Source organism: Enterococcus sp. DIV0546 (assembly GCF_051712785.1).
In the GTDB taxonomy this organism is placed as follows: domain Bacteria; phylum Bacillota; class Bacilli; order Lactobacillales; family Enterococcaceae; genus Enterococcus; species Enterococcus faecalis.
Window position 1 is genome coordinate 82,601 of the sequence record NZ_JBIOPO010000001.1, and the last position, 15,559, is coordinate 98,159.

The following is a 15,559-nucleotide window of genomic DNA, read 5'->3' on the forward strand; positions in this document are numbered from 1 at the left end:
ATAAGAAAGGATAAGGGCGTGTTTTCATAAAGATGAAAAGGGTTTCTGGGATTTCATCAACTTTTTCTATTTGGAGGAGAAGTTGTTGATAATTTTCGATGAAAAATCCCGTTATACTCTTCTTATTCTTATAGAAGAGTCTATAGGAAAAAGCAGAAAATGAATCCGCATTCGAAGTAAGAGTGCGTTTTGAGGAGATAAAAAGAAAAGGTGTGTTGGCTGTCTGTTTTAGCAAGGAAGAAAGACAACAGAAGAGCACTCACTTATTTGGTTTAAAATAAAAAATTGGTACGAAGTGAACGTTCTCTTCTATGTGTCGTTAGTAGAGGAAGGATGAAAGAAATGAGAAAGAATGGTCCAATGGTAAACCGTTGGCTCTACGGGTTGATGTGTTTGTTACTTGTTCTAAATTATGGCACACCACTCATGGCTTTGGCGGAAGATGTTAACAGCGATGGCCAGTTAACGTTAGGAGAAGTGAAGCAAACCAGCCAACAAGAAATGACCTTAGCGCTTCAAGGAAAAGCACAACCAGTAACACAAGAGGTTGTAGTGCATTATAGTGCCAATGTGTCAATCAAAGCTGCACATTGGGCAGCGCCCAATAATACGCGCAAGATTCAAGTGGATGACCAGAAGAAACAGATTCAAATTGAATTGAATCAGCAAGCGTTAGCAGATACGTTAGTCTTAACGTTGAACCCTACAGCTACAGAAGATGTGACGTTTTCTTATGGACAACAGCAACGAGCGTTGACGTTAAATACTGGTACTGATCCGACAGAATCAACGGCAATCACGAGTTCGCCAGCCGCATCAGCGAATGAAGGTTTAACAGAAGAAACATCTACAAACTCCTCTGTTCCTCGTTCGTCCGAAGAAACTGTCGCCAGCACGACAAAAGCGATAGAAAGTAAAACAACTGAATCGACGACTGTCAAACCGCGCGTAGCAGGACCAACAAATATCAGTAACTATTTTACAGGTGATGAAACAACGATTATCGATAATTTTGAAGATCCGATTTATTTAAATCCTGATGGCACACCAGCAACACCGCCGTATAAAGAAGATGTGACCATTCATTGGAACTTTAACTGGTCGATTCCAGAAGATGTGCGAGAACAAATGAAAGCAGGCGATTACTTCGAGTTTCAATTACCTGGCAATTTGAAACCTAATAAACCAGGTTCAGGTGATTTAGTTGATGCAGAAGGCAATGTCTATGGAACCTACACAATTAGTGAAGATGGTACGGTTCGTTTTACCTTTAATGAGCGAATCACGTCTGAAAGTGACATTCACGGGGACTTTTCTTTAGATACTCATTTGAATGATTCAGATGGGCGGGGCCCAGGAGATTGGGTGATTGATATTCCTACACAAGAAGATTTGCCGCCTGTAGTGATTCCAATTGTTCCAGATACCGAACAACAAATTGATAAACAAGGCCATTTTGATCGAACGCCCAATCCTAGTGCGATTACTTGGACGGTAGATATCAATCAAGCGATGAAAGATCAAACAAATCCAACTGTGACGGAAACATGGCCAACAGGGATACCTTTAAGTCCGTGAAAGTCTATGAGTTAGTGATGAATCTTGATGGAACAATTAAAGAAGTGGGTCGCGAACTTAGTCCAGATGAATATACCGTTGATAAAAATGGCAATGTGACGATTAAAGGTGACACCAACAAAGCGTATCGTCTTGAGTACCAAACGACGATTGACGAGGCGGTTATTCCAGATGGCGGCGGCGATGTGCCTTTTAAAAATCACGCGACGTTAACAAGTGATAATAATCCAAATGGGTTAGATGCTGAAGCAACTGTTACCGCCACATATGGCAAAATGTTAGACAAGCGCAATATAGATTACGACGAAGCCAATCAAGAATTCACTTGGGAAATTAACTACAACTATGGTGAACAAACCATTCCAAAAGACCAAGCAGTCATTACAGACACAATGGGCGATAATTTAACGTTTGAACCAGATTCTTTACATTTATATTCAGTGACGTTTGATGACAAAGGAAATGAAGTCGTTGGAGCAGAACTTGTGGAAGGAAAAGATTACAAAGTGGTAATCAACGGAGACGGTTCCTTTGCAATTGACTTTTTACATGATGTGAATGGCGCAGTCAAGATTGATTATAAAACCAAAGTTGATGGAATTGTCGAAGGCGATGTTGCCGTGAATAATCGTGTGGATGTCGGCACTGGTCAGCATTCAGAAGGTGATGGCACAGCCAGTCAACAAAATATTATTAAAAACACTGGTGCAGTTGATTATCAAAATTCAACGATTGGTTGGACGTTAGCTGTGAATCAAAATAATTATTTGATGGAAAATGCCGTGATTACGGACACATACGAACCAGTTCCTGGCTTAACCATGGTACCCAATTCGTTGGTTGTCAAAGATACAACCACTGGTGCTCAGTTGACGTTAGGTAAAGATTACATGGTAGAAATAACTCGTAATGCAGATGGTGAAACAGGCTTTAAGTTAAGTTTCATGGGGGCATATGCCAAAACAAGTGATGCCTTCCACATAACTTATACTACCTTTTTCGATGTTACCGAGTTAGACGCTAACAATCCAGCGTTGGACCATTACCGAAATACTGCTGCCATTGATTGGACGGATGAAGCAGGAAACAATCATCATTCAGAAGATAGTAAACCGTTTAAACCTTTACCTGCTTTTGATTTAAATGCGCAAAAAAGCGGTGTTTACAATGCCGTCACCAAAGAAATCACTTGGACGATTGCGGTTAATTTAAGTAATAATCGTTTAGTCGACGCCTTTTTGACGGATCCAATTTTAACCAATCAAACCTATTTGGCTGGGAGCTTGAAAGTCTATGAAGGCAATACAAAACCAGATGGTTCGGTTGAAAAAGTGAAACCAACGCAACCGTTGACGGATATCACAATGGAAGAACCAAGCGAGAAAAACCAAAATACTTGGCGTGTTGATTTTCCTAATGATAGTCGTACGTATGTGATTGAATTTAAGACGTCTGTTGATGAAAAAGTTATCGAAGGTTCGGCTAGCTATGACAATACCGCATCTTATACAAACCAAGGTTCTTCACGTGATGTGACAGGAAAAGTTTCTATTCAACATGGTGGCGAATCAGTGAAAAAAGGTGGCGAATACCACAAAGATGATCCAGATCATGTGTACTGGCATGTAATGATCAATGGCGCCCAATCGGTTTTAGACGATGTGGTTATTACTGATACACCCTCACCAAACCAAGTGCTAGATCCCGAGTCATTGGTGATTTACGGTACCAACGTAACAGAAGACGGAACTATTACGCCAGATAAATCTGTTATTTTAGAAGAAGGAAAAGATTACACACTGGAAGTTACCACCGATAATGAAACAGGACAACAAAAAATTGTCGTTAAAATGGCCCATATTGAAGCACCTTATTATATGGAATATCGTAGTTTAGTGACTTCTTCAGCGGCGGGGAGTACAGACACGGTATCCAACCAAGTGTCAATTACTGGAAATGGTTCAGAAGTCGTTCATGGGGATGACAATGGCGATGTGGTCGTTGACATTGATCACAGTGGCGGGCATGCCACAGGGACTAAAGGCAAAATTCAGCTGAAGAAAACAGCCATGGATGGGACGACTATTTTAGCAGGCGCCCATTTCCAAATTTGGGACCAAGCTAAAACACAAGTCCTACGTGAAGGTACAGTAGATGCCACCGGGGTTATCACATTTGGTGGGTTGCCGCAAGGGCAATACATTTTGGTGGAGACAAAAGCACCAGAAGGCTATACAGTTTCGGACGAATTAGCTAAAGGCCGAGTCATTACTATTGATGAAGAAACTTCAGCCGAAGGAGCACAACCAACCATTATTAAAAACGATGTCAGTAAAGTATTTTTAGAAAAAACAGATGAGAAGGGTAAAAAGTTAGTCAATGCTCGCTTTAAATTAGAGCATGCCGTAACCACGCCGTTTACTCATTGGGAAGAAGTTCCCCTTGCGCCGGATCGAACCAACGCGAATGGCCAGTTAGAGGTGGATAGTTTAAAACCGGGGCTTTATCAGTTCACAGAAATCGAAGCACCGACAGGCTATCTTTTAGACACGACACCCAAACGGTTCATTGTGACACAAAACACGAGCGGACAAATTCGTGATGTTCATGTTAAAATGCTTAATTACCAAGGTTCTGCTGAACTAATTAAAAAAGACCAAGCAGGCAATCCATTAGCAGGTGCTGAATTTTCAGTCCTTGATACCACAGGACAAGCGGTTCGAGAACACTTAGTTTCGGATGCAAACGGAAAAGTCACAGTGACGGATTTAGCCCCAGGAAAATATCAATTTGTGGAAACCAAAGCGCCAGCAGGGTACCTTTTAAACACTGAACCAAGTGCTTTCACGATTGCAGCAAGCGATCGGGGCAAACCAGCAACAGTTATAGCAACGGCTAACTTTGTTAACTATCAAGGCACGGCTAAATTAATCAAAAAAGATGTGAATGGACACTTATTAAGTGGTGCGACATTTAAAGTGCTTGATGCGAAGGGACAAACGATTCAAACAGGCTTGACGACAAATAATCAAGGGGAAATTGTTGCAGAGCACTTAGCCCCAGGAAAATATCGCTTTGTAGAAACCAAAGCGCCAACAGGCTATTTATTAAATACCACGCCAGTCCCATTTGAAATTGCTGAGAAAAATGCTGGTAAACCAGCGGTCGTTGTTGCTAGTGACAACTTTGTGAATTACAAAGGGGCTTTCCAAATCGTGAAAACGAATAGCGCAGACCAACCATTAGCAGGTGCTGTTTTTGAACTATATGATCACAATAAACAATCATTAGGGATTACAGCAACGAGTGGCAAAGATGGCAAAATTATCTTTAGAGACTTGGCGCCAGGTACCTATTATTACAAAGAAATCAAAGCACCAAAATTACCAGATGGCGCAGATTATATTATTTATCCTGAATTAGTAAAAGTAGAAATTCGTGGTGATTTCAAAGGCGACCCGGAGATCTTCCAATTAGGGGCCTTCGCCAATTTCAAAGGACGTGCCGTCTTTAAGAAAATTGATGCCAATGCGAACCCACTTCCAGGAACGATTTTTAAATTGTATCGAATAGAAAACGGGGAAAAAATCTTTGAAAGAGAAGTAACTGCTGAAAAAGATGGTTCATTGGCTATGGAGGATTTAGGCGCTGGTAGCTATGAATTAGATGAACTGGATGCAACGGATGGCTATATCGTCAATAAACAACCCATTTATTTTGTAGTGAAGAAGAATTCAAATGATAAACAACCACTAGATGAGTTAGAGTTTGTAAATTATCAAGCGGAAGTAACGGGACGTAAAGTCAACGAGCAAGGTCAAACCTTAGCGGGTGCAGTTTTTGCAATTTACAACGCCGATAATCAGAATCAGCCACAAGGTTCACCAATAACATTCTTGAATCGTGCAGGAGAGAAAGTTTCTGAAATAACAACGGACAAGACTGGCGAAATTTACGCTAAAGGGCTAAATGAAGGGCATTACGTTTTAGTGGAAACGAAAGCACCAACAGGCTATCTGTTAGACACAACGCCACATCCATTTGATGTAACCGCCCAATTAGGAAAAGAGCAGCCAATTGCTTTAGGCGATCTTATCAATTATCAAGGAACTGCTCAATTAACCAAAGAAAACGAAACAGGTGAAGCATTGGCAGGTGCGGTGTTTAAGGTCATTGATGAAACAGGGCAAACTGTAGCTGGACAAACCAATCTGATGTCTGACAAGCAAGGCAAAGTCATTGCGAAAAACTTAGCACCGGGAACGTATCGTTTTGTGGAGACACAAGCGCCAACTGGCTATCTTCTTAATGAAACGCCAAGCGCAAGCTTTACGATTGCCAAAGACAACCAAGGCAAACCAGCCACTGTGGTACTTAAAGCACCTTTTATTAATTACCAAGGTGCTGCCAAGCTGGTGAAAATTGATCAGCAAAAGAATGCCTTAGCAGGTGCTGAATTTAAAGTGACAGATGCAGAGACAGGGCAAACTGTCGCTCGTTCATTACGTTCTGACAACCAAGGGTTAGTTCAAGTGAAACACTTACAACCAGGAAAATATACCTTTGTGGAAACAAAAGCACCGGATGGTTACCAACTGTCTAAGCAAGCTGTCACATTCACTATTGCGGCAACAGCGAAAGACAAACCTGAACTCGTGGATGCGGGCACGTTTGTTAACAAGAAACAACCTGTATCCAAAAAAACAAAACCAAATCAGCCAACAACGAAACAAGCAGCTAGAGAGACAGGTTGGCTTGGTTTACCGAAAACCAACACACAAGTCAATTACTTCTTTGTCTTTATCGGCCTCCTGTTGGTCGGTTTGGCAAGTTGGCTCTTCTATAAAAAGAGCAAGAAATAAGCAAAAGCTATAAAAAAACAGGCCATCCGTCGAAAGGACGGATGGCCTATTTTTTTTCATCTTAAGCTAATCAACTGAACAAAAGTAGCTCCTTCTTATTGACATTCCCAGGTAAGCCTTCATCTCAGGTAAGCCTTCATCTCAGTTTAGCCTTTGAACAGAACTTACTGGGTTCTTGGAGATAACCGCTTGTGCCTCAGCCTTTGTTTTTCGATGCTATCTTTAGGTATTTTGGCTAAAATATTGTACACTTTACATGTGCAAGAAATTTAGTTAGAGATATGAGGATAGAATGATGAAAAAGATGATGGTTTTATACAACGAAACTTCAGGAAGTAGTGAAAGTAAAGAGATTGCAGAACGCTTTAAAAAAGCTGCAGAAGCGAAAGGGGAAGCGGTTATTTTGCAACCTTCCAATCCAGACATTGATCCTGAAGAAATGCGGAAAAATGCCAAAGAAAATCAAGTGGGTGTCTTGGTCGTCATTGGTGGTGACGGGACCATTCATCATGCCGTTCAAAATTTTAAAGACACCATTCGTGACTATCAAATAGGGATTATTCCAGGTGGAACAGTCAATAATTTTGCACGTGTGTTAAGTATTCCTTTGAAAGAAGAAGACGCCTTTGAGACCATTTTGGCAGGACAGACCACACCAGTTGACTTTGGGATGGTAAATCAAGATGTGATGATTTCGACCTTAACGATTGGACTATTAGCAGATACAGCAGCAAATGTGACCCAACAGGAGAAACAAAAATATGGTCCTTTAGCCTTTACAAAGCAATTTTTCCGCTTATTAATGAAAAAGAAAAAATACAAACTAAAAATTGATGGCGATGAAAGACGTTGGCATGGCAAAGCCCAATTATTAACGATGACCATGACGAATTCTGCTGGTGGCTTTACCAATTTCGATGCCAATGCTACGCCAGATGACGGCGAAGTCCACATTATCATTTTACCTAAGTTAGTTTTTTACAAGTTTGTCTATTATTTACCTAAAATTATCAGAGGACAATTAAATGAAATTCCTGGTGTCGTGTATTTCTCTGGGAGTCAATTTAAAATTAGTGGCGAAAAAGACAAGAAAGTCCAAACACGAACAGATGGCGACCCTACTGATGATTTACCGATTAAAGTAACGGTGGAAGCTGGGGGACTCAACGTGTTTGTTCCTGAAACGTCCACATCTACGAAAGAATAAAAGAAACAACTGTTATTTTTTCGTGGAATAGATTTCTCATTTTGTGTACAATAGAACAGAAGAGAGGCAGTTGAGTGAACAGTGAAATGGGATGAATATGTTGATATATTCGATACAGATGTCGTTTCTAAAATTATTATTTTAAGAAACTTGCCAATTAATGAAGGCTGGATTGACATCAATGAGTTAGCAGAAGAATTACAATTAAACAAAAAATCAGTCAAAAAATACGTAGAACTTCTAAAAGATGACATTACGTATTATGCTGTGGATAATGATGCTTCTTTGGCTTTTGAAAAGGGGCATGGCTATCGCTTGAACTTGGCGTCTAGCCAAGCGTTCCAGAAACTTTATACAGCAATTTTTCGGGATAGTTTAACTTATCAAGTAATGGAAGATTTATTCTGGGGTCGATTTAATGGAATTGTGCCAGCGACAGCAAAGTATCATACTAGTGATGCCACGATTCGGCGCTTGCTCAAAGGGTTTACAGAAATTTTAGCACCATTGGGTTTAGTAATTAATAAAAGTACTTGGAAAATTGAAGGCAATGAAGCGTATTTGCGCCATTTTGCTTACACTATTTTTATGGACTTAATCCGTGATACTTGGCCTTTTGACTATATACAAGAAACGGAAGTCGCACAAACCGTCCAAAAAATGATGGCTTTTTTCAACGTAGAAGTTGCGGAAACGGTGACACGCCGAGTTAAATATATGGTCGCTATCTCAAAAGTCCGTAGTGCGCAAGGCGCCGAATATCGACCTTCAGCCGAGCAAGAAACTTATTTAGAAGGTAATAAACATTACCAAGCCTTTATAGAAGAGATGACAGCTACAACCCTTTTCCTTAACAAAAACGATTTAACTTTTGTGTACTTTTTCTTGTTAGCCAATGACCAATTTTATCAAGATGAAGCCACTGCACAAGCAATTTTAGCGCATTTTGATGAGACTGAAGCACCTGTTTACATGTTGACTCATTTAGTCCAACATTTCTTATTAGAAGAAATACACATGACGCCGCAATTGGAGAAAATTCGTCCGCAAATTTTTTATTATTTGTTTGCTACACATTTATTTGCCGAACTTTACTATGTCCAAAATGTGAAAATGTACAATGTCTTTTGGAATAAAGTTAAAGAAAAATATCCGGTTCTTTTAGAAGAATTAAGCCAAGGCTTAAATCAACTTTACGAACAAACAGGCAATGAATTATTTACAAATAAAGAATTTTTGGCTCTGCGTTATTCTAGTGTTTTGGCGCTTTCCGATGATTTAATTCATCGCGAACAAAAAATTGTTTTAGGTTTAAAATCAGGCTTGCCAGTACTGGAAGAAGAACGGGTGAAACTTTCGATTGAAAATAATTTTCGTCGGTTCTATGCATTGGAAGTTTTACGATACAGTGAAGCAAGCAAAGAAGAATGGCAAAATATTGATTTACTATTAGTGACTTCTTTGACAGATGTGGAAACGGGTCATCCAGAGATATTTTTACTTTCAAGTGAGTTAACGTTTGAGCAATATAATCGTTTGAACCAAAAAATAGTAAAAATTAACGAGAAAAGAACCACGTCACTTTAATAAAAAATCAAAAAAATGGGCTTTTTTGATGCATATGTCCGATAAATTGTAAAAAAATTTTTCTAAAAAGTAAAAAAAGACAAGAAGAAAACGTCAATAAGTAGGTAATCAACACCTACTTATTGACGTTTTCTCGTTGTTTTTTAATAAATACTGCGTCAATTCTTCTGAAAATTATGTCAAAAAGGTACTTTTTTTGCTTTTTTTATCGTAAATAATAGATGATTAGCTATTGATAGTAAAGGAACTACTACTTTTTTTAACAGTCAGTTAAAAAATATTGAGGTTTCTCACAAGGATTTTTCTATATAATAGAAAGAGCAAGGGAAGAAAGGCGGGATAAAATGAAAAAACGGATGGAACAAATTGAAGAAATCTTAAGTTGTGAAGAAAATAGTGCCGGTGTTCGATTAAAGGAATTGGTTGAGGCCTTAGAATTAGAAGTCACAAATCAAAACTTGTTAAAGGTAACAAGTATCTTACATATGAATCCAAAATTCAAAAAAATTTATGCATACGAAGACAGTCGTGTTATTACGCTGTATCAACTTTTACAAAATAAGCCGTTAGAAGTAACGGAATGAAAAGAGGGAACTCCATGAAGAAAACAATGCTCATGCTTCTGTTTGGTTTATTAACAGTGGTTGGTCTACCAATGGTGACCGAAGCGGTTGAACCAGTTAACGCAACAGATACAACGATTTTTGGTACGCAAGCGATGGTGCCTAATAGTGCAGAAGATCAATCAGATAAGTTACAGACGTTGCTGAGTCAGACAGCAAAGGAAGGAAACGCATTATTTTTACCACAGGGAAGTTATGCTTTGTCAAAAGATATTACGATTTCTTCAAATTATCAGTTAATTGGCGATACAACAGGAGCCACTATTTTACATAACGTTACAGGTACACCGATTCAGCTAACAGACACAACGTACGGGACGAAAACCAATGTATGACTTCAAAATATTGCTTTTGACGGCATCAATGTGACCTTGAAATTGACGAATCAATTAACGCTAGCAAACAATATCTTTTATAATCCATTAAAAGGATTCGTGGTCAATTTAAATGCAGATATTGGCGTTAAGATTTCAGGCAATATTTTCATGCGAGACACAGCACACATGCAACCCAAGATTGATTTTAACCGAGCGATTTACATTGGTGGTTATTCAACACCAAGTCGTTTCCAGTATATGTCAGATGTAGACATCGTGGACAATCTATTTGGGTTAAAAGTGACAGAATTAGATGCAATTAAAAGTACCAGTCGTTCAGATTTAGCAGCGACTATTACACGTTTGCAAACAGCCATTGAAGCTGGTGCTATTTCAGTACCTAATGAACAAAACTATCTATCCACCGGGGTTAATTCTTTTAATATGCTGAAGGATGTAACTGTTCAACATAATTTTTTCTATTCACCTTATGATAATGAAGACTTGAATGGTCTGGTGGGAGATCATGCAATTTATTTCCGTGGTGCTCAAAACATCACGGTGGTGGGGAATCATTTACGTGGACTACAAAATGGTCCAGCTGGCGGATTTAAATTTAAATCAGGCCGTAATATTACGATTATGAATAATTATTTGCGAAATACAGGTCTCATTATGTATGGAACACCAGAGATTGGTTTGGCAGAAACACAAGCAGAGGGAGCTATTTCAGAATTATCCAACTGGCTAGTGGCTAATAACATTTTTGATTGGAAGTATTGGGACAATCAATATGCAATTGGAATGGAATACAATCGACATACAGGAAATAACAATGTGTTCAATGGTGTATTTATCAACAATCAGTTTGTTAACTACCACAATATTCCGCAAAACCGACGTCGGGAATTGTTAATCGCTAGTGGCGGTGGGTTCCGACCAGAAACGAGTTTTGTGAAAGACAATACTCGAGATGATGGCCTTAAAAACGGCCAATTATTGGTAGAAAATTGGACAGAGGCGGACTATCGCTTAATGCCAGCAACATGGGAATCATTAATTTCACCAACGCTTTATGAGCAATATAAAAATACGCCAATTCCGGTTAGAAATACTTTAGCAACCCCTGTGGCTACAACGATTGTGCAAGGACAATCGATCCGCAGCAACTGGTTGCTAATACAAATGACGCGGATGAAGCAGTCCCAGCCGCTAAAATCGTCAATCCAGAGGTCTTAAATGAAATCGGCCAACAAAAAGTGACTGTTCAATTAACTTATGAAACAGGTTCATTGGTAACAGTGAACGTACCGGTGACGGTAGAGGCTCCGGCAAAAAAGCTTGATTTGTCCCAACTACAAACCGTTTATGCTTCGATTGGTGAAGCAAACCAATATACGGTTTACTCTTGGCAGCTATTCACTGCCATTGGGCCTAAAACGATTGTTTCTTCCTATTATCAGCAGGCGACACAATTGTTAGCAGAAGGTCAGGAGAGTCAGGACAAAACCCAAGAGCAAGTGGATCAGTTAACAAGTAATTTGCAATCTGCAATGAAAGTATTAGTCAAAAAAGCCGATATCACGCTAGAGCGTACAGAAGCAGAAAATGAACTGGCAAGCGTTCATAAATTAGACGAATCTGTATATACCAAAGACTCTTGGCAAGCCATGCAAGAAGCCTTAATAGATACAACAACTGGCGAAGGAAGCTCTAAGCAGTTACAACAACTGCTTGCTTGGTCAGATGAAGAATTATTAGAGCCAACACTTGGTGGCTTTAAAACGCCTGCAGATGCACAAAAGCGTATTAACCAATTAACACAAACCATAAAAACGGCGTTACTTCTGTTAGTTGAAAAATCAACAGAGACAACTAGTAACACAAGCGAAAGCAGCACCTCAAGCACGACAAGTGAAAGCAGTAGTACCAGCGAAAGCAGCACCTCAAGCACGACAAGTGAAAGCAGTAGTACCAGCGAAAGCAGCACCTCAAGCACGCCAAGTGAAACAAGCAATACAAATGAAAGCAACACACCAAGTACAACCAGTAAAACCAGTAGTACCAGCGAAAGTAGTGCTTCAAGTACGACAAGTGAAACAAGCAATACAAATGAAAGCAACACACCAAGTACAACCAGTAAAACCAGTAGTACCAGCGAAAGTAGTACCTCAAGCACGACAAGTGAAAGCAGTAGTACCAGCGAAAGCAGCACCTCAAGCACGACAAGTGAAACCAGTAATACCAGCGAAAGCAGCACGCCAAGTACAACTAGCGAAACCAGTAATACCAGCGAAAGCAGCACCTCAAGTACGACAAGTGAGAGCAGTGGTACCAGCGAAAGTAGTACCTCAAGTACGACAAGTGAAACAAGCAATACAAATGAAAGCAACACACCAAGTACAACCAGTAAAACCAGTAGTACCAGCGAAAGTAGTGCTTCAAGTACGACCAGCGCAACCAACAGTACAAGTGAGAGTAGCACCCCAAGCACTTTAAACGAAAACAGTCAAAACAAAGGCCAGAATTCTGTCATTTACGCGGTAGAGTCTAATCAAGATCCTAATGACGCTCAAAGTAATTCAAAGCCCTCTGCCAAGGCTAGTCAAACAAAGGAATCAGTAGCAGAAAACCAAGCAACTAAACAGATACAGACAAATCAAGAATCGTCAGGAACAGTCAAAAAAGCGGATAATACGACCAAAATTGCCAAGAAAAAATTCCCCAAAACAGGGGAACAATCTTCAGCAGTTGTGAGCTTCCTAGGCCTAAGCTTTTTATCGTTAGCCATAGCAACCTATTGTTTTAAAGTGAAAAGATAACTCTTTAAAAACGGATAAGTAAACATCCTGAAACAAGAAATAGGACTTGTTTCAGGATGTTTTCATATAAAATTAAAAGAACTACAGTTTTTAGTGAAAAAATACACAAAAGTACTTGAATTTCTGTGATATAAGGGTAAAGTAAAGGAGGACAAAAAACAAAGGAAGTGAAATGTTTGTATACACCAGATGAAATTTTAAGTATTAGTATTGAAAATGGTCAGAAAAAAATTCAAAAGCCTTTGGTAGCAAAACTCATTTTAGGATTTATCGGCGGTGCCATGATTTCCCTCGGCTATTTGGCTTATGTGCGTGTTTCCGCCTCTATTCCAGCAGATTTAGCCAGTGTTCAAGCTTTAGTGGGAGCTGCGGTTTTCCCAATTGGTCTAATTGTTATTTTAATGGCTGGTGGTGAGTTAATCACAGGAAATATGATGGCGGTGAGTACGGCTTGGTTTGCTAAAAAGGTCTCTTTCAGAGAATTACTCGTGAACTGGGTCACAATTACATTGGCAAATATGGTTGGCGCCTTATTTGTTGCCTATTTTTTTGGTCATTATTTAGGTTTAACCAGTAGCGGTGCCTATTTAAATCAGGTTCTTTCTCTTGCAGAACATAAAGTTGCAGCAACTTGGCTTCAAGCAATTATTTCAGGTATTGGCTGTAACTGGTTCGTAGGTCTGGCCTTATGGCTTTGTTATGGTGCGAAAGATGCAGCGGGGAAACTATTAGGCATCTGGTTTCCAGTAATGATTTTTGTTGCAATTGGCTTTCAGCATAGTGTGGCGAATGCATTCATCATTCCAGCCGCAATTTTTGAAGGCGGCGTTCAGTGGGGAGACTTTTTCCGTAATTTTATTTTTGTTTATTTAGGTAATATCATTGGTGGTGCCATTTTTGTTTCTGGCTTTTACTATTTAAGCTATCGCAAACATTAAATCCATTTAGCAGATAAAAACCTGCACAAAGGCTAAATGCCTTTGTGCAGATTTTTTCTTTTTAAACAAAAAGGAAAACGGTTGAAAAATTATTGCTAGATTTTTAAAACAATGTTACATTAATGTTACAAAAAGATTTCTGGAGGTAACGAAAAATGAAAAAAATGGCTTTGTTCAGTATGTTAACGTTCAGTGTATTGTCTTTAAGTCTAGCAGGATGTGGAAACAAAAAAACAGCAAGCACAAATGATTCTAAGCCAAAGCAAGAAACAAAGAAAGCCACGCAGAAATCCTCTAGCCAACAAGAAATGAAAAGTAGTCATTCGTCTGTCACGGGTCAAAATTCTAATGTGACAGGGGAAAATCCGTCAGAAAATGCCACGCAGCCTTCTGCAGGAACTGATGAAACGAATGAAGTCCCTCAAAACCAAGCACCTGATACAAACATTACAATTACCAATGTTGTTTTCAATCCTGAAAGAAATGAAATTAATGGTACTACATTACCTAATGCAACCATTACAGCAACGGTAGTCGGTGATGCTTCTGCACAAGCAGGTGTTTTTTATGTGGATGCCAATGGCAATTTTACAGTAATTAGTCCCAGAGCGGGAGCGACTACTCAATTAATCGCAACCGTTGATCAACGGAATAGTGCACCTGTCCAAATTGATATTCCAAGTTCAGGACAAGAAGCAGCGCTTTCTTTTAGCAATATTACGATTGATCCGAAACAAGGGACAATTTCTGGTAAAACAGCACCTAATGCAACTATTTTAGTGTCACGTGCAGATGATGCGCGGGTGATTTTAGCAAGTTTTACTGCGGATGCCCAAGGGAATTTCACAGCCAGTAATTTAGTTCCCGGCACAAAAAATCGCTTAGATGTTACGTTAAATGGAGAAATAGGGACACCTTACTTGTTTGATTTACCAAATTAAAATAGAAGAGAAGTGATCAAAGCCACCAATGCTAGTTAGCGTTGGTGGCTTTGATGGTTTAAGCTTCTTCTTTTTTATGATTGCGGATATGTAAATAGATGGTATTTTTTGAAATACCTAATCGATCGGCAATCTTTATGACAGAATCTTTGAGATTAAAAATTCCTTGATCATATAAACGAATAACAATTTCTTTATTTTGATTCAAATGTGATACATTTGGATCGCTTTCTACTGCTTGTTTTACTTTTGTCAGTGAAGTAGTGATTAATTCGTCAATATTGTCAGAAAAATGTTCAGAATTTTTAAGCTCTTGGGACATATCATTTTGTTGTCCTGAAGGTAATAAGTCTTGCAAGTAATCAATTAATGGCATTTCTAAATGCATATTGATACAGATCAATCCAATAATACGATCATTTTCACCGATAACTGGAATGGTGGAAGATTTTAAAATAACCCCTTTTTGATTTTTATTGTAGTAGGGTTTCACAGCGTAATCATGTTCCGACTCTACTTGACTTAACATTTTTAACGCCATATCAGTAATGGGGGCACCTTCCTTGCGGTTACTGAAATGGCCATTGATGACTTTGATAGCTGAACTTTCCAAATTTTCTAAACTATGAAGAATGACTTCATGGGTACTACCAAAGAAGTTCCCTAATCCATCAAGCATTAAGG

General features: G+C 39.1%; 6 protein-coding genes and 3 pseudogenes. 8 read left to right on the top strand and 1 reads right to left on the bottom strand.

All coding sequences use genetic code 11. The features are described 5' to 3' along the window. The first annotated feature begins 342 nt into the window (after positions 1-342). The 8 genes and pseudogenes from fss1 (at position 343) to IGJ24_RS00400 (ending at position 14,875) form a co-directional block, all read left to right on the top strand. Positions 343-6,440: pseudogene (fss1, locus tag IGJ24_RS00365) on the top strand (fibrinogen-binding MSCRAMM adhesin Fss1). Between the two features lie 292 nt (positions 6,441-6,732). Continuing rightward, the gene (locus IGJ24_RS00370) at positions 6,733-7,647 is read left to right on the top strand and encodes a diacylglycerol/lipid kinase family protein (protein ID WP_002407569.1); all 915 of its coding nucleotides are present in this window, start codon (positions 6,733-6,735) and stop codon (positions 7,645-7,647) included. Positions 7,648-7,728: 81 nt separating this feature from the next. Further along, positions 7,729-9,234 (top strand): helix-turn-helix domain-containing protein, encoded by a 1,506-nt coding sequence (locus IGJ24_RS00375; protein ID WP_002379255.1) that lies wholly within the window; start codon positions 7,729-7,731, stop codon positions 9,232-9,234. A 344-nt stretch (positions 9,235-9,578) separates the two neighbouring features. Next, complete coding sequence (locus tag IGJ24_RS00380; protein ID WP_002356115.1) at positions 9,579-9,818, top strand: hypothetical protein; 240 nt, start codon at positions 9,579-9,581, stop codon at positions 9,816-9,818. After that, positions 9,815-12,102 (top strand): annotated as a pseudogene (locus IGJ24_RS00385) (glycosyl hydrolase family 28-related protein); the annotation flags it as partial. The gene IGJ24_RS00380 and the pseudogene IGJ24_RS00385, both read left to right, overlap by 4 nt. A 159-nt stretch (positions 12,103-12,261) precedes the next feature. Further along, positions 12,262-12,996: pseudogene (locus tag IGJ24_RS00390) on the top strand (LPXTG cell wall anchor domain-containing protein); the annotation flags it as partial. A 176-nt stretch (positions 12,997-13,172) separates the two neighbouring features. Beyond that, a complete protein-coding gene (locus tag IGJ24_RS00395) occupies positions 13,173-13,934 on the top strand; it encodes a formate/nitrite transporter family protein (RefSeq protein ID WP_002389593.1) in 762 nt (253 codons plus the stop codon). A gap of 155 nt (positions 13,935-14,089) precedes the next feature. Beyond that, the gene (locus IGJ24_RS00400) at positions 14,090-14,875 is read left to right on the top strand and encodes a hypothetical protein (protein ID WP_289865782.1); all 786 of its coding nucleotides are present in this window, start codon (positions 14,090-14,092) and stop codon (positions 14,873-14,875) included. A 58-nt stretch (positions 14,876-14,933) separates the two neighbouring features. Here the strand turns inward: IGJ24_RS00400 and IGJ24_RS00405 are convergent, their stop codons facing one another. Beyond that, complete coding sequence (locus IGJ24_RS00405; RefSeq protein WP_002383467.1) at positions 14,934-15,554, bottom strand: helix-turn-helix transcriptional regulator; 621 nt, start codon at positions 15,552-15,554, stop codon at positions 14,934-14,936. Positions 15,555-15,559 lie beyond the last annotated feature (5 nt).